Source organism: Cohnella sp. GCM10012308 (assembly GCF_042649185.1).
Classification (GTDB): Bacteria; Bacillota; Bacilli; order Paenibacillales; family Paenibacillaceae; genus Cohnella.
On record NZ_JBHRYU010000014.1, the window covers coordinates 148929 to 171036 of the forward strand.

Annotated in this window: 9 protein-coding genes and 1 pseudogene; 8 read left to right on the forward strand and 2 right to left on the reverse strand. The window is 52.1% G+C overall.

Going from position 1 to position 22108, the window contains the following annotated elements; translation table 11 throughout:
* The 5 genes and pseudogenes from ACFOTD_RS16960 to ACFOTD_RS16980 all read left to right on the forward strand — a co-directional run bounded on the left by ACFOTD_RS16960 (position 1) and on the right by ACFOTD_RS16980 (position 9056).
* Positions 1-4980 carry an RHS repeat domain-containing protein gene (locus tag ACFOTD_RS16960; protein ID WP_378120782.1) on the forward strand — a complete coding sequence of 1660 codons (4980 nt, stop codon included), beginning with the start codon at positions 1-3 and terminating at the stop codon, positions 4978-4980.
* Position 4981: 1 nt separating this feature from the next.
* Positions 4982-5266, forward strand: coding sequence for a hypothetical protein (locus ACFOTD_RS16965; protein WP_378120784.1), 285 nt, complete (start codon positions 4982-4984; stop codon positions 5264-5266).
* 440 nt (positions 5267-5706) lie between these two features.
* Positions 5707-6156: pseudogene (locus ACFOTD_RS16970) on the forward strand (IS4 family transposase); the annotation flags it as partial.
* Between the two features lie 90 nt (positions 6157-6246).
* Positions 6247-6957 carry a hypothetical protein gene (locus tag ACFOTD_RS16975; protein ID WP_378120786.1) on the forward strand — a complete coding sequence of 237 codons (711 nt, stop codon included), beginning with the start codon at positions 6247-6249 and terminating at the stop codon, positions 6955-6957.
* A gap of 215 nt (positions 6958-7172) precedes the next feature.
* Entirely contained in the window at positions 7173-9056 is a 1884-nt protein-coding gene (locus ACFOTD_RS16980) for a 3'-5' exonuclease (RefSeq protein ID WP_378120788.1), read from the forward strand.
* A gap of 44 nt (positions 9057-9100) precedes the next feature.
* On the opposite strand, the gene ACFOTD_RS16985 is transcribed toward ACFOTD_RS16980, so the two are convergent.
* The gene (locus tag ACFOTD_RS16985; RefSeq protein ID WP_378120790.1) at positions 9101-9919 is read right to left on the reverse strand and encodes a copper amine oxidase N-terminal domain-containing protein; all 819 of its coding nucleotides are present in this window, start codon (positions 9917-9919) and stop codon (positions 9101-9103) included.
* A gap of 438 nt (positions 9920-10357) precedes the next feature.
* Between ACFOTD_RS16985 and ACFOTD_RS16990 the strand changes: the two genes are divergently transcribed.
* Both ACFOTD_RS16990 and ACFOTD_RS16995 read left to right on the forward strand, forming a co-directional pair.
* On the forward strand, positions 10358-18820 hold the full coding sequence (locus tag ACFOTD_RS16990) for a DUF4073 domain-containing protein (protein WP_378120792.1): 8463 nt from the start codon (positions 10358-10360) through the stop codon (positions 18818-18820).
* A 182-nt stretch (positions 18821-19002) separates the two neighbouring features.
* On the forward strand, positions 19003-20343 hold the full coding sequence (locus tag ACFOTD_RS16995) for an LLM class flavin-dependent oxidoreductase (RefSeq protein ID WP_378120794.1): 1341 nt from the start codon (positions 19003-19005) through the stop codon (positions 20341-20343).
* Here the strand turns inward: ACFOTD_RS16995 and ACFOTD_RS17000 are convergent.
* Entirely contained in the window at positions 20334-20777 is a 444-nt protein-coding gene (locus tag ACFOTD_RS17000; RefSeq protein WP_378120796.1) for an Lrp/AsnC family transcriptional regulator, read from the reverse strand. The two genes, ACFOTD_RS16995 and ACFOTD_RS17000, sit on opposite strands and share 10 nt — an antisense overlap.
* A 147-nt stretch (positions 20778-20924) precedes the next feature.
* Between ACFOTD_RS17000 and ACFOTD_RS17005 the strand changes: the two genes are divergently transcribed.
* Positions 20925-21899: an oxidoreductase gene (locus tag ACFOTD_RS17005; RefSeq protein ID WP_378120798.1), complete on the forward strand. Its 975-nt coding sequence runs from the start codon at positions 20925-20927 to the stop codon at positions 21897-21899.
* The last annotated feature ends 209 nt before the right edge of the window (positions 21900-22108 follow it).

Below are 22108 nucleotides of genomic sequence, written 5' to 3' on the forward strand. Positions count from 1 at the left end.
ATGATTAAAAAATCACTATTATATTTGGGCGGTTTTATCGCTATACTCTGGCTGTCCATGCAGCAAGCTCCTTCCGCACACGCAGACGTTATTGGGGACACTGCTGTCATGAACGGCCTAATTACACAACAGCAGATCAACCAGACTAAAAAACCCCAATATGCCGACGCCTCTAGCTCAAGCGAGTTGGTTGATCCTGTATCAGGTTCTCTCACTTGGAAGCAAAATCATATTCATCTTCCTGGTCGTGATGGACTGGATTTAGATGTCGGTATCATGTACCAGAGCAACTATGGCTATGCTTATGAGCAAATGTATGCATACCCTTATACTCGTAAAAAAAATTACCTGATTTCTCGATATGATCTCGGTGTAGGATGGTCTTTTAGATTTCCATCCGTACAAATAGAAGAGGGCGGATACAAGTATTACCATGACGGTGAAGGCGGCGTTTACCAAGTCGATTATCAACTCACTGGGGACGCTGAACTCTATACGCACCTAAAAGGATACCAAGGAAAGGATGTCCAGTTTTTATCGGGCGGTTCTTTCTCAAACGGAGCTGAGACATCAGCATACTATTTGGAATACGCTAGCAAAAAAAGAGAATACTTCGCCGCAGATGGTAAACTGCTCGGAATCGTAGACCGATACGGTAACACGATTAAATTTCAGTATACTACTCGAACACTATATGATGGTCAACCTCACGCTTTGATAGCCTCTATTGAAGACACGATTGGTCGCAAGGTAATTTTCAGTTATGAGAATACATTACAAACCACTGGAACATTTAATGGAGAAAAAATTACGCTTACGGTGAAAGATGCTTCAAACGCAGATGTTCAGGAAATCAGTTATTTGAAAGGAAGATCGGACGACACGCGAGGTTCAATGCCGGATGGTCATTCGCCTATGTTAACCCAATTCAAAAATCAAGAAGGACAAATCACTAGTTTTGAAAATCAATTTATGAACGGACTTTTGTTTAATTACAATTCTAAATCATTAAGCGGCGCAATAAACAACTACTTTATTTTACTAAGTAAAATTATATTTCCCAATTCGCAAACGACTTATAATTATGATGTGGCTACCCATAATTTAGGCGAATGGGGGGTTAGGCAAGAAGCGAGAATTTCGTCAAGATTTGACCAGTTGAGAAAGTATAGTAATGGAGGAAGCACTTCTTCGTTTGTTGGTAATTATAATTACTTATCTTACTTATACACAGGGGACTACACGGGTTATCCTACTTATAGTAATCCAGATACTGTGCCCGCGACTTATCTATTTTCTTCTACTGCGACTGCAGGAGAAGCTTCTTCAGTTAACCCTACAAAAGGTCTGAAAACAACAACAACCTTCAACGGACTCAAGCAACAGATTAGTTTAGATACACGGGCAACTAATGGAGAGCATCAGATTACCCGGTACACTGCTTTTGACAGTCTCTATAGTTTTAAACCTACGAGTATGCAGAGCGAGCTGCACGCTAGCGATTCGGATGCTTCGCCAGATGTACTTAAAACCTTTAAAACCTATACAGCTTGGGGAGAACTCCAATCAGAAACTAGACCGTTAACCGATTCTCAAATTAATGGAGGGCTCCAGTCCAAGTATACAACAGCTTATAGTTATGAACCTTCTTATCGCCAATTAAGCGGAAAGACCTGGTATCAAAATGAAAGTGATTCAACACAGAAGAACGAAAGTTATCAATATGATACCAGCGGCAGGCTTAAACAATATGTAAATGCCGCAGGTGAAGTAACGAATACATGCTATGAGGTTATTCCTGGTGCTGGCGGTGCATCAGTAAATACATGCCAAGGGACGAATCCACCGACAACAGGCAAAGTTGCTAAAGTCGTCTCCACAAAGGGATCGTCAAAAACAGAAATGATTTTTTCAGCAGCGACCAACTATGCATTTCCCGCTGAGACGGATCAATATTTTACGGATGGCTCGACAGCTAAAGTTGTGAAAGCCTTTATGTCTTATTATCCGGGAACAGGTTTGCTTAAAGAGAAGTGGGATGAGTCTAACAATAAAACGGTATATACCTATGATAAGCTGGGGCGTACGACAGAAATCAAATACCCCAGATTTAAAAATCAAGGTGTGCCGCAGGTCGAGTATGATGTATCGGACTATTTTAGTTACGCCAACAATTACTTTTCATCAGATTTTGACTCTGCAAATGAAGGGTTATCTTCTTTATATTTTACTTCCTATCGGAAGTACATCCGCGTCTCAGATAATGTGCAAACAGAGTTGAATAGACGTTATGAGTATTACGATGGATTGGGGAACCTGAGGTTAGGTCAGTCTTGGGATTATGACACGAATCAACTCTTGAACACGCAGTATCATTATGATGACATGGGCCGTGCGGTCGACCAAGCTGATCCGATGAGCAACACATTAAATGTAACTTTTGATATTTGGGGACGTCAGATTGAGGCTAAAGACGCATTTAGTAATTTGTACAAGACAACATACAACTTAAAGGGTAGACAGTCGACCAACTATTTTGTCGGCGCAACTACACTTACAGTTCAGTCCAATCATATTATTACCCAGTTAGACCAATGGGGTAGAATGATTTCGCGCACAGCTTACAAAGGCACAAGTCAAACCTCTCCGATGACAGAGTATTTCGGCTATGATATCTTGGGCAATGTCATTAGCTATAAAGATCCCAAGGGGAATCTCAATGAAAATAATGTTACAACAGGTTACACCTATGATGTACTTGGTCGTTTGACTCAAGTAAAGGATTCATTAAATCAATTAACCAATTACTCTTATGACTCGACAACCGGTCAACTTAAGCAAATTACGATACAGGCTTCACCAACGGATACGCCCAAGATCATCCGCGGCAAGCAATTCAACGAATTAGGACAGCTTGCTCAAAAAACGGATATGTCCGGTGTAAGCGAAAGCTTTAATTACAATTCTCTCGGCCAATTGACAACGTACACAGACCGCAGCGGAGCCGTATATGGTTACCAATATGATGCTCAAAATCGTCAAACGTTCAGCAGCGTGACACTTGGATCCGTGAGTCAAGCGACTAAGATGACGATCGGCAGCAATAATATTTTGACAGACAAGACAGAAATATTTAATAATGGCGTCTTGTCGAGCAGCATGAATGTGACAATTAATCAGAACAAACAAGTGACTGGAGTCACGCAGAGCGCTACTGGCTACTCATCAAGTCTGTCGCTTAATTATGACAAATTGGGACGAGTCACTCGGCAAACAAATAATTCTGCCGCGCAATCAGTTAATTTTACCTACGATAAGACACGTTTGCTGAGGGTACAGACGGATGGACAGTCCACACTAAGTACTGCGGCAGGGGCCAATGCAATCTATGCCTATTTTGACAATGGTCGTGTAAAAACCATTACGTACCCAACCCTGACAGGAGGTGCGCAGCTTCTCACGACCTATGCGTATACGCCATTAAATCAGGTAAAGACAGTGACGAACACCAGAGCAGGAACGATCATATCCAAATACGACTATGCGTATGACAATAACGGCAATATCGAGTCCGTCACAGAAACGGTAGCGGGTCAAGGAGCGTCGATTTATACTTATGTGTACGACAAATTAAATCGACTAAGCGCAGTGAAGCTTGGGGGAACAACCACTGCGAGCTACTCGTATGATTTGTTAGGCAGCCGGACCGAACAAAGAGAGACGGCAACAAACAGTAACTTAAACGAAGCTTCCTTTATCTACGACCTGCTCAATACACTTAAAAGTGCTACTATTGGATTTGATACAACCAGCTTTGAATACGGAGCTAATGGGCTTCGATATAAGAAAACGGCGACGACAGGGACCGTTCAGTATCAATACGATCTTAGTGGGCAAGTGATCTCCGAGAGCGATGCGAGTAATGCGATCACTGCCAAATATGTGCGTGGTGACCGCCTTCTGATGAAGCAAGCGGTAAACGCAGGTGTAGCCGGTAGCAAGTACTATTACTTGTATAACGGTCATGGTGATGTGGTGCAGATCGTCGATGAGAATGGGACTGTCGTCAACAAGTATTCCTACGATGTATGGGGGACGCCAACTGCACAAGTCGAAGGAGTACCCAATGCATTTAAATATTCGGGGGAGACTTACGACTCTGAGACTGGTCTTTATTACCTGAGAGCTAGGTATTACGATCCTTCAGTAGGTAGATTTATTAATGAGGATACGTATGAGGGGCAGATTAACAACCCGTTAAGCTTGAACATATATACGTATGTTGAAAATAATCCGTTAATTTATACTGATCCAAGTGGTCATGATGTACATGATGCGACATTTAATAAGAATCAGTATACTTATTTGAAAAATTTAGCATCTGGAAATGGCCCAGCTGCAGCTTGGGCAAAACAACAAATAAAGGAATCACGATATTACATCGATCCCGCTGAGCCAAAGAAAATCTATACCCTTGATGAAAAGGATAAAGGGGGGGTTAGAGAGGATTATTTAAGTGAAGTGTTGGCAGTTCCGCTTATAGCGGCTGGAATTGTTTATGCTCCAGCTGTGGCAGCTGCTGCAGATGTAGCGACAATGGGTGTTTCAACATCGGGTATTGCTACTGGAACAATAATTGCAGGGAAGTCGGCGGGGTTTCTCTCTAGTTTATTTGGTCCTAGTACGACAAAGCTATATCGATCTGTCAGTGAAGAAGAATTAGTGAGTATTCAAACTTTAGGCAAATTCTCAGAAGGTCCAAATTCGTCATCTTCAAAATGGATGGTTCCTACCCTCGCTCAGGCTGAAGGACATGCGGAAAATTTAGCGAATAATACTAGAATAATTGAGGTTACTGTCCCAACATCATCGATAAGCCAAGCCTACCCTTCTTCAAATCTAGACTTATTAGGGCAAGCATATGCATATGATATTGACTTTCTAAATAGTATATTCACTAAAGTAAAGGTTGTGAAATAAAATGGTCGATCGTAAGAACGCATTAATAACATGGATTCCGACTGAAAAAGGGGGGAAAAGAACATTTCCATCCAATTATTACTCTACAGCGGCCCACTTCAGAAACGACGAACCAAGACAGGACTGGAGCGTAAATTTAGAAGTTATAAAAAAAATTGAAAAATTCAAATACTTATGTTATATTGAATTTTTATTTCCAGAAAGTGCCCCGTCCAGTTTATTAGTATCAGGGAGTAAATTTGAATTGTTTGAAGCAAAGAAAGTTGCTGATGGAGAAGTACTTTAATGTTTTTACCATATGTGAGTCTAACAACTTAATGTTATTTTGTTATCAAACAGGACTCGGCCACTGATGACAAATTAAAACATTTTTTCAAAGCCACATGCGAGTGAACTGACTCCATGTGGTTTTCTTTTTTACCCTCAATCTCTACTTTCATATAAGAAAAAGCCTAACCATAATCACAAATGATTAGACTTTCCCTTTTAATTTCTGCTCCAAATTAAGTTGCTGGCTCCCCATATGGCGAATCCGCTGCTGCATGAGCGCCTATTCTGATCTAGCTTTAGTAACTCAACTTTCGCAGAGCAAAAATCATCTTAAGTGCAGGTCGTTGTAAGCTCGCGAGGCGATCAGGTATTGGGCTTGTAAATAGAAAAACACCGTTCCGTTTGATAAAGTGAGAGTGTCGAGCAATCACTTCAACCGAAGAGGTGTCTACCCTTATGATAGCCCAACCCTCCAATTTGAATCAACTGCCTAACGAACTAAAACCGACGTTTCAAGAATTGAAAGTCATGCAGCATTTACAGCAAGCTGGATTTCGCAAACGCTTTGGCTTTAGCTGCGCCCAATTGTTTCAACTCGTCTTCGTTCTGTTGTTTCATCAGAAAAACTGGTTTCGTCTGCTGGAGAGCCGCAAAGATGATTCCATGCCCGGCAAAGATGCGGTTTATCGCTTTCTCAATCATACCGGCCTTGCATGGCGCCGGTTTTTGACCTCGCTTAGTGTCGCCACCGTAAAGAAGGTGGACGCGCTGACGTCTGCGGATCGAGATGCCGTCTTCATCGTCGACGATTCGATGTTCGAACGCAATCGCAGCAAAGCCGTTGAGTTGCTCGCCCGGTTCAAAGATCATGCGACAGGTGCGTACTACAAAGGTTTCCGCATGCTAATGGATACTTATGTCCATCTTTAACAAGTTTATACATACTGAAAAAGTGGCAACAACGGTAAATTCACTATAAGGGACGATCGTGACTTTATGTATAACATGGTCATTTCACTTCATTTTAGAAGTAATATTGCAAATGGAAAAACAGCGAATGCGATTTTAGAGCTTTTTAATGATGTTGGTTTAAATTTCGATTTGTGTGGACAGGCTGAACCGCTCAGAACCCCTTTTAATAGAGATGACATTCTATCATTTTGGATGGGAAGTAATACTTTTAATGGGAGAGCAGCGAGCGTTATGTTTAAAAAGAAAAAGCCTTTGCTTCTGGGTCAAGTAAGCTGGTGGGAAGTGCCGTTAAGAAAGTATAATAACATTACTTTGCTTTTCAATCATTTAACATTGAATAAAATCAATTCTGAATTGAAGTCTATTTTTAATTCTTGTATCTGTATAGTTGATGCGGATTACGGGTATATTTCTCATCTCGGACCTCAAGAACGACAGCATGTAACAGGTCGATTAGAAGATCGAATGCCGGGTATATTTTGGTGTAACTATTTTGGACCTATGTTTTTAGATTTCTTTGGAGCTAAGCGAATGTTTGACTATGAATGGTATGATAAATTCGCTCATCACAATGGGCTGTTAACGTATTTAGCTGAAGATCCCTTTGTACTGGTTGACAACGAAATTCCTGAAGAAAAAGCTAAACAATATCTGGGCTCCAAATCGTTTGGAGACCTGGATTTAAAGCAAAGCCATCCGTTCGAGACGCAAGTTCGTGAAATGCCAATACTTTAAGCATCTGACGAATACCAAAGGGCAGGTTATCGTAAATGATAGCCTGCTCTTTATTACGTAAAATAGCAGAGTAGAACTTGATGAAAATTTGAAAATATTGGAATTATGCATGCTGCCTTATATGAGATTTGCTTTATCTCATTTCCTACCCATCCCAAGGAAATAAATATATACTATTAACAATTGGGATAAATCCGTTAAAGGTGTGACGAAAGATGGCCTATATGGTCCCGGAGGTTATTCGGACGAGTGCCGCAGCGGGAGAACGTCTACTTTTTCGCACATTGGAAGAATACCTGCCGAGCGATTATATGGTGTATTACGAACCGGAGATCGAGGGGCGGAGGCTCGACTTCGTCATTATCGGTCCGGATCTGGGACTGGTCGTGCTGGACGTGAAGGATTATACGCCGAGCGCGCTCCTCCAGGTCGATCATGATCAATGGCAACTGCATGGCGCGGCCGGCCGCGTGGAGATCGTACGGAATCCGTACAACGAGGCGAGAGATAACGCCAGGTTTGTCGCGGAGCAACTGAAGCAGGATGAGCAACTGATCCAGCCCGCGGGGAAGCAGCGAGGACAGCTCAAGTTTGCGTGCGGCTGCGGGACCGTATTTACGAGATTGAAGCAGACAGACTTCATCAAGTATGACCTTTACGAGGCGATCGCCCCGGCGTTCGTGCTGTGCCGCGACGAGGTGGATCCGGAGGATAAGGCTTTTTCGGCAGATGTCCTGATCGAGAAAATACATGCGATGTTCACGGTGTGGAGCAGCAGTCGCTATTTTCTGACGACGGCGGATATTCGGGCGATTCGCCAGCATCTGTTCGCCGAGGCGCGGATCAGCGCGGAGTTCAGGCAGCCGGCCGATGACCAGGATCAGCTGCTCCTCTCGCTTCGCTATATCAAGACGATGGATCCGTATGCGGAAAATAGAGCCGGGCAGTCGGGCGATGTTCAGCGGAAAAGGCGAGGGGGAGTGGGAAACGGGAATGCGGCGAAACTGGCCGGCCGGGCGCGAACGCTCGCCAAGCAGTACCCGGACTGGAAGCTTCTCGTGCTGTGCCGCGACGCCGCGCGGTCGCTGACGCTGCAGCAGATGATCGAGCAGCTGATGAGCGAGCCGGAGGACCTGCTGGACCTCATCCGCCTCGAAGAACAAAAGGCCGGCGCCGCCGCGGCGCCGAACATCGCGGTGTTCGGCTTTTACGAGTGGCTGAGAGCGGTCCTGAATGCGCGGGTGACGGACATACCGGTCTTGATTGAGAAGCTTGATCAGAATGAGGCGATTCTCCCAACGTACGATACGATCTTGATCGATAAAGTGCAGGATTTCGAGCCGGAATGGCTCAAGCTGCTGGGGCTCGTCTTGAACCCGGAGCTGCAGGGGAACCCACTGACAGGGGATCGGACGCCAACCAATCACCTCCGCGGCAGGTCCCGTATTCTCTCGATGAATTACCGCAACACGGCGCAGATCGCGCAGTTCGCCTGGGATTTTTACCAGCGGCATTCCGCCCTTCAGGATACGGTGAGAAGCGGGTCCGTCGACGGCGTAGACATCATCCCGCCCTACAGCACGCACCGCAAAGGGCCGGAGCCGGTCATTGCGCGATGCGATCGGTTTACCGATGAGATCAAGCGGGTGTGCGAGCGTATCGCTTATTTGCGCGACGAGAAGAGCATACCGTATGCCGACATGGCGATTCTGTACCGCGTGAAGGATAACTACCAGTTCTCCTACGTCGATACGATTCGCAGAGCGCTGACTGAGGCGGGCATGCCTTATTACTGGGTGACGGAGAACGAGGATGCGAAAAAGCAGCTGGACCGCGCCCGCGAATCCGTCAAGCTCTCCACGATCGACGGCGCGAAGGAGCTGAATTTTAGAGCGGTCTTCGTGGTCAATGTCGACAGCATGCCGTTTCCGCTCGAGGCGGCGGAGGAGAAGGAAGTGTCGTTGTTCTACATCGCGTTGACGCGAGCACTAGACTGGCTGTATGTGTCCTATAGCGGCGAGTCGAAGTTTACGGCGTATCTGGACGAGGTGCTGGAGCAGCGGAGCAGGAAGGGGAAGGCTTCGAAGAAGATGGGGTGAATAAGGAAAAAGGCTCTCCGGGGTGCGGAGGGCCTTTTTCTTGTCTATTCCACGTGTGCGTTCCAACTGGAATAGTTGATCTGAATATCTGTGATGTCCAACGTATTCGGCGGCGTGACGATCAGCGAGATCTCGGCATCGACCGAATGCCAGGAGGCGACGAACCCGTCCCATTGTCCAGCCAACATGAGCTGTTCCCATATCTCGTCCGAGTAATCGTATCCCTGCTCTTGATATAAAGCCATGAAATCTTTGACGGGCGGTCCGTAAAGACTGGTGAGATAGGCGCGCAAGGTTTTAAAATCCTCGACATGGGTGCTTGCCCCGGACGGTTCAACAAAGTAGGCAGCAGCCGAGAACGCGTTGTCCGGTAGAAAATAAGCCGCCAGTGCATCGTATCCCGAAATTTTAGCTTGATAGCTAAGATATTGCGAGGGATCTGTCGTGTTGTCTTCTATGAGGACGGAATTCTCCGTTTTCTTCACCTGAGCCTTCGTCATCCCCCACTTGGCATTGCGGAAAGAAGGGTTCCCGAGCTTCTTCCAGTCAATCTGATCGCCGATCTGGATGGCTCGCCAGCTGTTGTCGAACGTAACGTTCTCGCCTGAAGCATTTGCAATGAATCGTAGCGGCACGTAAGTAACGCCATTTACGATCTTGGGTGCGACCGGAAGTTTCGTTTCCTTTCCATTTACGTAGGCATTGGTGCTGCCGACTGTCAAAGATAAGGTGGTGTCGTCCTTCACGGCTTTAATGGTCTTCGCCTTGGCATCATAGGTAATCTTGTAATTCAGCGACTCGAAAATTACCTTGAACGGGACCAGCGTAGTTGACGATGCCGCATACACCGCCGCTGCTGTCATAGCTTCGATTGTACGCTAGCAGCGGATTGGGATCGCTTGTTTTTACGACCCAGGTAATCCTATCACAATCTGTATGAATTTGTAACATGCTGATTTGATATTGCTTTGTGTGAGGTTAAGAGTTTGTTCAGCATCCTCTGGTAAGCTTGCTTTAATATAGTAAGTATCATCGATAACTAGGTCCGGCGGAGGTGTAGAGCGCGTATATCGTCGGATTTTGACATAAGCTCAATCTATTTATACGAGGAGCGTTCCTATCAGATGATGAAAAATCGACATCGAGCTCGAGGCAATCGGGCAAGCTTAGCAAGGTTATTTTCGATATACATGTTGGCGGTCAGTCTAATTGTTGCCTCTTTCTCCTATTCGGCTCCCGCGCATGCCGGCGTCCTTAATCCGGATAGTGGGATCGTCGATCCCAGCATTCAAACAGGGCAATTGACGAACGGCAACCCCATTCTGCTCGACATCAACCGGGATGCGGCAGGTAATCTGTACACCATGGTTACGGATAGCGATAACAAGTTCGTGTTTTATAAATTCGACGGATCGTCTTGGACCAAGTTCACGACGTATTCCGATACGCCGGAATCCTATCCGTATTCCCTTGTCGAGCGCGGTTCCTTTGCGGTCGACAGTGGCGGGCATCTGCATGTCGCGTTTCTAACTCGCAGTTCCGCAGGTGTAGACTATCTGGATTATGCCTACTACGATGGAGCGAACTGGAATAAGGAGAGCTTGATTACAGGTCAAAGCTATAGCGGCGATGCGGGGGATAGGGACGTTTTCGAGGACGTTAAAATTGAAGTTGATGTAAACAACAAGGTATTTATTGTGACTAGAAAATACAATAATTCCCTGTCCTCGCCGGACGCCTACAACTCGACTATTATGACCACCAATATTACCGGGGCGTGGCAAACAAGCAATATAGAGCATTATGTTGACTCAACCCTGGTGTCTGTACCCGTTTACGTACTTTCTCCGGCAGCGGGCAAGCTTTATCTCATCTATCCGGATGGAGAGTTCTCCATATACGAAAACGGCGTCTTCAGCGCCAAAACGACACCATTTGAACATGACGCTGATTTAGCGTTGGCCGGTGCAGCTATCGATCCCGGCAACGGACATTTAAAGGTTTATTACACGGATATTGATTACAACACCGGGCAAAGTTCTCTTTATCTTATGGAATTCGATGGCACAACTTGGGGGGACAGGCTGTCCGTTATTGGCAACGTGCAAAGCGGACCAGGCAGTTTCGGCTTATCGGCACCTACAGTAAGCCACCACCAGCATCCCGGCAGCTCCCTTGCGATTGGGCCAGACGGTACGGCATATTTCCTGCAAAATGAATACGTTGAAGATGGCAGCATCACTTATCGAGTGGTGACGCTTGAAAGCAACGGCACGCTCATCGATGGCCGAAGCGATATTGCTTCGCTCAGCGAACTGATGAACACGGATGATGCGTATGGCATGGCTGTCGACAAAAACGGCAGGATCGTGATCGTCGGCGGCAAGGACCTGGCTTCGGGCGGCGCAGCGCTTACTTACTTGCAGGGCTTGCCGATCGTATTTCAGGTGCCCAGGCCGGGAATGACGCCGGAAGCGACGCCGAATGCAGCAATCAGCTACAGCGATGAGATGCTCACGGGTCTGACGCCGAATGCGGCTTATACTATCGGCGGCGCGAGCAAGACGGCCGATAGCAGCGGCAAGCTCGCGATTGAGGCCGGCTGGCTCGGCACGTCGCTCTCGATCGTGAAGGTCGGCAACGGTTCGTCGACAACGAACTCGGCGCCGCAGACGCTGGCTGTGCCGGCGCGTCCGGCCGCGCCGACCGGCGTTGGCAAGACGGACGAGACGTCGGCCGAGAACGACGGTACGATCACGGGCGTTTCCAGCGCCTTGGAATACAGGCTGAGCCCATCGGGCAGCTGGACGAGCGTGACGGGGACTTCGGTCACCGGCCTTACGCCTGGCACGTATGATGTGCGAGCGAAGGCGACGTCCAGCGCGTTTGCTTCCACGGCGGCTTCGGTGACGATTGCTGTTGCCGCGCCCACTGCAACGGACCCGGATAGCGGGATCGTTGATCCCGCTATCCAGACCGGTCAATTGTCGAACGGCAGCGCCTTTCTCCTCGACATCAACCGGGACTCGGCAGGCAATCTCTACACCATGGTGACGAATAGCGCTAACGCGTTTGTATTTTATAAATTCGACGGCTCGTCTTGGATCAAGCTAACGACATATACGCCGCCAGTGTCCAATCCGTATTCCCTTGTCAACCGCGGTTCCTTTGCGGTCGACGGAAGCGGAAATATCCATGTCGCGTTCATGAGTCGCAACGCCGGCGTGGACAATCTGGATTATGCCTACTACGACGGGGCGAACTGGAATCCGACACGACTGATTACAGGTCAAATCTACAGCGGCAATTCATTGGACAGGGACTATATCGAGGATGTCAAAGTTGAAGTGGATGCAAACAATAAGGTGTTTGTTGCAGCCAAAAAATATAATAATGCGCTGTCCTCGCCCTTCTCCTACTATTCGACCATTCTGACTACGAATATTACCGGGTCGTGGCAGACAAGCAATATCGAGCATTACACAGCCTCGACCGATGTGTTTGCGCCCGTTTACGTCCTTTCTCCGGCAGCGGGCAAGCTTTATCTGATCTACTCGAATGGAGAATTCTCCGTTTACGAAAACGGCGCCTTCAGCGCCAAGACGATACCATTTGAACATAGCGGCTCTGTATCCATTTCAGGTGCGGCTATCGATCCTGGCAACGGAAAATTGAAGGTCTATTACACGGTCGTTGACTTTCCTCAATTTTCGATTAATCTTATGGAGTTCGACGGCACAACGTGGGGAAACAAACAGGTTGTTACCGGAAACGTTCAAAGCGGCAGTAACGGCATATATGCACCATCTAACAACCCGAATGCGGGAAGCGCCCTTGCGCTCGGCTCCGACGGTGCGGCTTATTTTCTGCAGTCCGAGCTGGACGAGAATTACGACACCACCAGTCGAGTAGTGACGCTTGCAAGCGACGGTACGCTCATTGATGGCCGAATCGATATTACTTCGCTTAACGAGCTGCTGATCAAGTATGACGCGTATGGAATGGCAGTCGACAAAAACGGCAGGATTGTGATCGTCGGCGGCAAGAACGGGGCTTCGGGCGGCGTGGCGCTTACCTACTTGCAGGGCTTCCCGATCGTGTTCCAGGTGCCCAGCTCGGGAACGACGCCGGAAGCGACGCCGAATGCCGCGATCAGTTACAGCGACGAGAAGCTTACAGGTCTAACGCCTGGAGCGGCGTACCTGATCGGCGGCGTAATCAAGACGGCGGGCAATGACGGGAAAATAGCGATTGAGACCGGCTGGCTCGGCATGTCGTTGTCCATAGTAAAGGTCGGCGACGGAACGTCGACGACGAACTCGGCACCGCAGACGCTGGTTGTGCCAGCGCGTCCGGCTGCGCCGACAGGTGTTGGCAAGACGAATGAGACATCGGCCGGGAATGACGGCACGATTACGGGCGTCACCAGCGATCTGGAGTACAAGAAGGGCACGGCAGGTACTTGGGTGGCAATTGCGGGCACGACGGTAACGGGCCTTGCGCCGGACACGTATTACGTGCGGGCGGCAGCAACTGCATCGGCATTCGCGTCGGAGACGACGTCGGTGACGGTGGGTGCGTTCACGGCCACGCCGGAATCGACGCCGAATGCCGCTATCAGCTACAGCGACGAGAAGCTGACGGGCCTAACGCCGGGAGCGGACTATCTCATCGGCGGCGTGACCAAGACGGCTGGCAATGATGGAAAAATCGCAATTGAAGCCGGCTGGCTCGGCACAGCGCTCTCCATCGTGAAGGTCGGCGACGGCTCGTCGACGACGAACTCGGCGCCGCAGACGCTGGTTGTGCCAGCGCGTCCGGCTGCGCCGACGGGTGTTGGCAAGACGGACGAGACATCGGCCGGGAACGACGGCACGATCACGGGCGTGACCAGTGCGTTCGAGTACAAGAAGGGCGCTGCGGGCACTTGGACGGCTATCACTGGCACAACCGCGACGGGTCTTGCACCAGACACCTACTACGTGCGGACGGCAGCAACGGCATCGGCATTCGCGTCGGAGACGACGTCGGTAACGGTTGGTGCGTTCACTGCGACGCCGGAAACGACGCCGAATGTCGCGATCAGCTATAGCGACGAGAAGCTGACGAGCCTGACGCCGGGAGCGGACTATCTCATCGGCGGCGTGACCAAGACGGCTGGCAATGATGGAAAAATCGCGATTGAAGCCGGCTGGCTCGGCACATCGCTCTCCATCGTGAAGGTTGGCAACGGTACGTCGACGACGAACTCGGCGCCGCAGACGCTGGTTGTGCCAGTGCGTCCGGCTGCGCCGACAGATGTTGGCAAGACGAACGAGACATCGGCCAAGAACGATGGCACGATCACGGGCGTCACCAGCGATCTGGAGTACAAGAAGGGCGCTGCGGGCACGTGGACGGCAATCACCGGCACGACGGTAACGGGTCTTGCGCCGGACACGTATTACGTGCGGACGGTAGCAACTGCATCGGCATTCGCGTCGGAGACGACGTCGGTGACGGTGGGTGCGTTCACGGCCACGCCGGAATCGACGCCGAATGCCGCGATCAGCTACAGCGACGAGAAGCTGACGGGCCTGACGCCGGGAGCGGACTATCTGATCGGCGGCGTGAGCAAGACGGCCGACGGTAGCGGCAAGATCGCGATCGAAGCCGCTTGGCTCGGCACATCACTCTCAATCGTAAAGGTCGGCGACGGCACGTCGACGACGAACTCGGCGGCGCAGACGCTGGTTGTGCCAGCGCGTCCGGCTGCGCCGACAGGTGTCGGCAAGACGGATGAGACATCGGCGAAGAACGACGGCAAGATCACGGGCGTGACCAGCGCGCTCGAGTACAAGAAGAGCGCGGCAGGCACGTGGACGGCAATCGCCGGAACGACGGTAACGGGCCTTGCGCCGGACACGTATTACGTGCGGACGGCAGCAACTGCATCGGCATTCGCGTCGGAGACGACGTCGGTGACGGTGGGTGCGTTCACGGCCACGCCGGAATCGACGCCGAATGCCGCGATCAGCTACAGCGACGAGAAGCTGACGGGCCTGACGCCGGGAGCGGACTATCTGATCGGCGGCGTAATCAAGACGGCGGGCAATGACGGGAAAATAGCGATTGAGACCGGCTGGCTCGGTATGTCGCTATCGATCGTGAAGGTCGGCGACGGCACGTCGACGACAAACTCGGCGCCGCAGACGCTGGTAGTGCCAGCGCGTCCGGCCGCACCGACAACTGTCGGCAAGACAGATGAGACATCGGCCAAGAACGATGGCACGATCACGGGCGTCACTAACGAGCTGGAGTACAAGAAGGGCACGGCAGGTACTTGGATGGCAATTGCGGGCACGACGGTCACAGGCCTTGCACCGGACACCTACTATGTGCGGACGGCAGCAACGGCAACGGCGTTTGCGTCGGAAGCGACGTCGGTGACAGTGGGAGCATTCACAGCCGCGCCGGAAACGACGCCGAATGCGGCGATCGGTTTCAGCGACGAGATGCTGACGGGTCTGACTTCTGGCGCCTCTTACCTGATCGGCGGCGTGAGCAAGACGGCCGACGGCAGCGGCAAGATCGCGATCGAAGCCGGCTGGCTTGGCACATCGCTCTCCATCGTGAAGGTAGGCGACGGCACGTCAACGACGAACTCGGCGCCGCAGACGCTGGTTGTGCCTTCGCGTCCGATCGCACCGACTGGCGTTGGCAAGACGGATGAGACATCGGCCGGGAATGATGGCACGATCACGGGCGTCACCAGCGATCTGGAGTACAAGAAGGGCGCTGCGGGCACTTGGACGGCTATCGCCGGCACGACGGTAACTGGCCTTGCGCCGGACACGTATTACGTGCGGACGGCTGCAACGGCAACAACGTTTGCGTCGGAGGCAACTTCGGTAACGGTGGGGGCGTTCACGGCCACGCAGGAAACGACGCCGAATGCCGCGATCAGCTACATCGACGAGAAGCTGACGGGCCTGACGCCGGGAGCGGACTATCTCATCAGCGGCGTGATCAAGACGGCGGGCAATGACGGAAAAATCGCGATAGAAGCCGGCTGGCTCGGCACATCGCTATCGATCGTGAAGGTCGGCAACGGCACGTCGACGACGAACTCGGCGCCGCAGACGCTGGTTGTGCCAGCGCGTCCGGCCGCACCGACAACTGTCGGCAAGACAGATGAGACATCGGCCAAGAACGATGGCACGATCACGGGCGTCACCAGCGATCTGGAGTACAAGAAGGGCGCTGCGGGCACGTGGACGGCAATCACCGGCACGACGGTAACGGGCCTTGCGCCGGACACGTATTACGTGCGGACGGCAGCAACGGCAACGGCATTTGCGTCAGCAACTACGTCGGTAACGGTGGTAGCATTCACGGCCACTCCAGAGATGACGCCGAATGTCGCGATCAGCTACAGCGACGAGAAGCTTACGGGCCTGACGCCGGGATCGGACTATCTGATCGGCGGCGTGACCAAGACGGCGGGGAATGACGGTAAAATCGCGATTGAAGCCGGCTGGCTCGGCACATCGCTCTCCATCGTGAAGGTCGGCGACGGAACGTCGACGACGAACTCGGCGCCGCAGACGCTGGTTGTTCCGTCCCGTCCGGCGGCTCCGTCTGTTTCGGCAAACGACGATGCCAACACGATTGCAGGCCTCGCCAACGGTATGGAGTACGCGATTGATGGCGGCTCTTATGTGAAATTCAACGGTACAAGCGCGCCTGACCTGTCCGGCACGCATACGGTACAAGTGCGTACATCCGCCACCGCAACCGCACTGGCTGGTTCGGCGGCGACGCTGCACTTCACGCCAAATGCACCGGCAGCGCCGAACGTATCGGCGAACGACACATTAAATACGATTGTCGGCGCGGATGCGACGATGGAATACGCGATCGACGACGGCAGCTGGGCAACCTACGACCCGGCGAACCCGCCCAACTTGAGCGGCGAGCACACAGTCAAGGTTCGCGTCCGAGCAAGCGGCAGCACGCCGGCAGGCCAGGCGAAAACGATCCTTTTCACGATCAACGGCACTTATAGCGTCATCGGAACCGTAGTAGACGACACCCCGGACGCCAACTACAGCGCTGGCGCGACCGTTAAGGTGATGAAGGGCAACGTCCAGATCGGTTCGACCGCATTGACCGATGCGAACGGGCATTTCAAAGTCACCGGCGTGCCGAACGGAACCTATAATCTGGTTGTCACCAAGGAAGATCAGATCATTACGGTCGCCGTTACCGTAAAGGATCAGGATTACGACTTCAGTCCGCGACGCCTTGTTCTGCCGAGAGGCAACAAGAACAGCGCTTTGGAGATCAAGGGAGACACGCCAAGCGTTGTCGTGGACGGGTTGAACGAGTTGTTCGCAGATACGCAAAACGTGTATACGGCCGACGACCAGCAGCTCGTCGCGGATGGCGGATCGGTCAAGATCACGCTCGGCGTGGAGAAGCAGGACGCAGCGGCGGCGATAGGCGCTTCCGATCTGCGGAATCTGGCGGGCGGACAAAGCATCGACCTGTATCTGGATCTGACGCTGACCAAGACACGGATCGATACGTCCAACCAGTCGAGCCGCACCACGCTATCTACGGTAGGCAGTCTGCTGAAGATTATCGTGCCGTACGATCTGGCCGGAAAAGAAAACGTCACGATTTATCGGTACCACATCGGCGTGGCGCAAAAGATGACGCGGCTGGCCCTTTCCGCAACTACGCCATCTACGGAAGGCTATATGCTTGACGAAGCAGACAACCAGATTATCATCTGGGCGCAGAACTTCTCGACCTATGCGGTCGCCAATGGCGAGATCGTCTCTCCGACAGGCAGCGTATCGGTCGGCAGCCTGACCATTACGGCGGACGCGGACGCAGGCGGCAGCATAAGTCCTGCGGGGAATGTCGCGGTTAGCAGAGGCGGCAGCCAGACCTATACGATCACGCCGGATGCGGGCTATGCGATCTCGGATGTGACCGTAGACGGCAAGAGCGTGGGCAAGATCGGCAGCTACACGTTCGCCAATGTTACCGAGGCACATACGATCAAGGCGGTATTTGCAAAAGTAAAAGCCGCCGGACTGCCGTTCTACTATAATGGTAGTACCAAGGTATTTATCGGCTTCTCTACCGACGCTTCCGGAGAAATGAAGTATATCGCGCCTGCCGGCAAGACAATCGAGTTCCAGGCCAATCCCAAGACTTTCGGCGACATCGCGAACCATTGGGGCAAGTCCTACATCGACTTCGTCGCCGAGCGCGAGCTCTTCTTGGGCGTCAGCGAGCAAAATTTTGCGCCGAACACGGGCATGACCCGCGCGATGCTCGCGACCGTCATCGGCCGCCTTTACGAGAGAAGCTATGGCCCGTTGGCCGCGACCGGACAGCATGCGTTCACGGACGTGAATTACGACAGCTGGTACGGCGCGTACCTGGATTGGGCTGCGAGCAGCGGCATTGTTCAGGGCGTCGGCGGCACGCGATTCGATCCGAACCGTCAAGTGACGCGTCAAGAGCTGGCCGCGATGCTCTATCGCTTCGCGCAGTTCATCAAGGCGGACACGAACGTAACGGCAGGTTCGGAGCTTCGCTATTCCGACGCATCGGCAATCGATGCCTGGGCACGCCAAGCCGCGCTATACGCGCAGCAATCTGGTATCATTACCGGTCGCAATGACAATGCCTTCGCGCCGAAGGAAACGGCGACGCGGGCGGAAGTCGCGGCTGTGCTGCAAAGGTTTATTGAGTCGATCGTATAAGCAGTGCGAGGGCCCTCCATTCGTGGAGGGCTTTTTCGCATGCGATTTCCGTTAAATTTAATTTTTTAACGTCCATTTCCCTTTAAATCCGCATAGACCGCCTTGAATAGTTGGTGATACGCTTATCGAAGTGTAACGTAGACGAAGGCTCGATCATCTAACGACAAGGAGCGCGAATCGGAATGTCCGGAAAAAAGCTGCTTAAATTCGGAGCCATCCTTCAAGGCTTGGGGGCGCACACCGGCCTGTGGAGACACCCTGACATGCCGGTCGATGCGAGCGTCAACCTTGAATTTTACAAACGGCAGGCGCGGACGGCCGAAGCCGGCAAGTTCGATCTCGTCTTTATCGCCGACGGGCTCTATATCACGGAGGATTCCCTTCCGCATTTTCTGAACCGGTTCGAGCCGATTACCATCTTGTCCGCGATAGCCGCCGTTACGAGCAGGATCGGCCTGGTAGGCACGCTGTCGACCTCCTACAGCGAACCGTTTAACGCTGCCCGCCAGTTCGCTTCGCTGGATCACATCAGCGCCGGCCGAGCGGGATGGAATGTCGTCACCTCGCCGCTGGAAGGCTCCGCTCTCAACTACGGCAAGGACGGGCATCCTTCCCATGCCCAGCGTTACCGCATGGCGGAGGAGTATCTCGAAGTCGTGCGGGGACTGTGGGATTCTTGGGAGGACGACGCCTTTATCCGCAATAAAGACACCGGCGTTTTTTTCGACCGTTCCAAGCTGCATACGCTTGACCACAAGGGCGAATTTTTCTCCGTACGCGGGCCTCTCAACATCGGGCGTTCGAAGCAGGGGCAGCCGGTCGTATTCCAGGCGGGCTCGTCCGAAGCCGGCAAAAATCTGGCCGCGCGGTCGGCGGATGCCGTCTTGACGGAGCATGCTTATATCGAAGACGCCAAGCAATTCTACCGGGATGTCAAAGCGCGCGCCGCGGCCTATGGGCGGTCGCCCGACGACATCGCGATCCTGCACGGCATCGGCGTCATTATCGGCCGCACGGAAGCAGAAGCAAAGGCCAAATACGAGGAGATCGCCAATTTGGTCACGATTGAAAAAGCCATCGCCCACCTTGGCCGATTCTATGAGCATCACGATTTCTCGCAATTTCCGCTGGATGAGCCGTTCCCCGACCTGGGCGATCTCGGCAACAACAGCTATAGAAGCACGACCGAACGAATCCGGCGAATCGCGCGCGAGGAAAATCTGACGCTGCGCCAGGTCGCGCTTCGCTTCGTATCGCCGCCAGGCGGCTTTATGGGCACGCCGGAACAGATCGCCGACTTGATCCAGCTTTATTACGAGGAAGAAGCGGCGGACGGCTTCTTCATTCAGTCCGTTACGCCAAGCGCGCTGGAGGAATTCGTGGAGCAGGTCATCCCTATTTTGCAGGAAAGAGGCCTTTATCGCACCGAATACGAAGCAGACACGCTGCGAGGCAATCTGGGCGTTCCAATACCGGCCAATCGCCACGCGCTTGCCGCGACGGCGGCGGATGCTCAATTATGAGAGGGGCCGACCTCCGCGATATTTTTATCCTCGAACGCCGTGGATAGCACGACCAGAATAGACGAAAAGCCAAAAGCATTGCATTCATCCAGCAGGCTGGCTAGCGATTCTGTCGTTTCCGTAACGATTTTCATCAGAAAGTTGTATTCTCCGCTAATTCTGTAAAGCTCCACGATATCGGGCGACGATTCGCAGAACGCGGTCAGGTCGGGGCATTTATTCGTTTTAAACAACACGAAGGCAGTCGTATGCTTCCCCAGTTTGTGCGGGGACAGCTGCACGCGGTAACCGGTGATAACCCCCTGCTCCTCCAGCTTCCGAACCCGTTCCGTGACGGCAGGCTGCGACATGGCGATCGTTCTGCTCATTTCGGAGATCGATATTCTGGCGTTGTCGTGCAAGAGAGACAGGATTTTGGAATCGATGTGGTCCATAAGAGCCTCCGCTTAATGAATTAAGGTTGTTCAAATAAAATGACTGAATAAATAATGAGTATTCAATATTTGGCCTCGATAATAGCATGCGAATTCACACCAATCCATTATAAAATGCCAATCATGACTTGCGAAGGAGAATCTTCTATGACAGTTACCGTCAACGACGCTGCGACCCTGGGCGCTTTGAAGCTAAAAAACCGGCTGGTCATGGCCCCGCTGCAGCAATACAAAGGCACGATCGACGCGTTCCCGACGGATCATCATATCGCCCATTACGGCAGCAGAGCGCGCCATGTAGGGCTTATTATCGTAGAGTCGACAGCTGTCTCGCCCAATGGCCGGCTATGGCCGAACGATATCGGTATTTATAAGGAGGAGCACGTGCAGCCTCTGAAAAAGATAACGGATGCGATCCACGCGCTCGGAACGCCTGTGTTCGTTCAATTGTCGCATGGCGGCCGGAAATCCTCGCCCAAGGTGACCCGGTCGCTGATTGCGCCAAGCGCCTTGCCTTTCGACGATCATTACGGCACGCCCGAGGCGTTGACGCAGGCCGGCATTCGCGGCGTCCTCGAAGAATATCGCCTCGCTGCCGCCAGAAGCGTCGAAGCCGGGTTTGACGGCATTGAGATCCACGCGGCGCACGGTTTTTTGATCCACCAATTTTTATCTCCGCTCACCAATGTAAGATCGGACGAATACGGCGGCAGTTCCGAGGGCAGGTCCAGGTTTCTGAAGGAGGCGCTCTCGGCGATCAGGCAGGAAGTGGGGAGGGACTATCCGGTCATCGTACGGATCTCCGCAACGGACTATTGCGAAGGCGGGCTTACGCCCGAGGGATGGGTACGGCTGTTGAAGCCACTTGAAGCCGAGCTGGACGGCATTCACGTCTCCAGCGGCGGACTGCTCCCGATCAAGCCGGCGGACGTGCATCCGGGCTATCAATTGCCGCATGCCGCCGCGATTAAGCAGCATTTCCGCATTCCAGTGATCGCGGTCGGCAAACTGCATACGCAAAGTCTCGCCAACCGCGCGTTGGAGGATCGACTTGCGGATCTGATCGCCATCGGCAGTCCGATGCTCGACGATCCGGATTTTGCCGGGAGTTTGTTGGCTTGAAAGTTGTTCAGCCCAAGCTGCCAACTGAGGCGAAGAAGTTCCATATAGAGCTACATGGGAAGTCCGCGCGGCCAACTGAGGCGTAGAAGCTCCGGATAGAGCTACATGGCGATCCCGCGCCGAACCGCGGACTGAAAAGGGATGTAAGCAGGAGATACCTCTGCTTCATCCCTTTTTGGTTTGCTTTCACCGCCTAGCCCCGCCTCAAC

Coding starts and splice junctions, on each gene's coding strand:
- ACFOTD_RS16985 (WP_378120790.1), bottom strand. CDS start 9,919: ATGACAGCAGCGGCGGTGTATGCGGCATCGTCAACTACGCTGGTCCCG.
- ACFOTD_RS17000 (WP_378120796.1), bottom strand. CDS start 20,777: ATGGACCACATCGATTCCAAAATCCTGTCTCTCTTGCACGACAACGCC.
- ACFOTD_RS16995 (WP_378120794.1), top strand. CDS start 19,003: ATGTCCGGAAAAAAGCTGCTTAAATTCGGAGCCATCCTTCAAGGCTTG.
- ACFOTD_RS16965 (WP_378120784.1), top strand. CDS start 4,982: ATGGTCGATCGTAAGAACGCATTAATAACATGGATTCCGACTGAAAAA.
- ACFOTD_RS17005 (WP_378120798.1), top strand. CDS start 20,925: ATGACAGTTACCGTCAACGACGCTGCGACCCTGGGCGCTTTGAAGCTA.
- ACFOTD_RS16980 (WP_378120788.1), top strand. CDS start 7,173: ATGGCCTATATGGTCCCGGAGGTTATTCGGACGAGTGCCGCAGCGGGA.
- ACFOTD_RS16960 (WP_378120782.1), top strand. CDS start 1: ATGATTAAAAAATCACTATTATATTTGGGCGGTTTTATCGCTATACTC.
- ACFOTD_RS16975 (WP_378120786.1), top strand. CDS start 6,247: ATGTATAACATGGTCATTTCACTTCATTTTAGAAGTAATATTGCAAAT.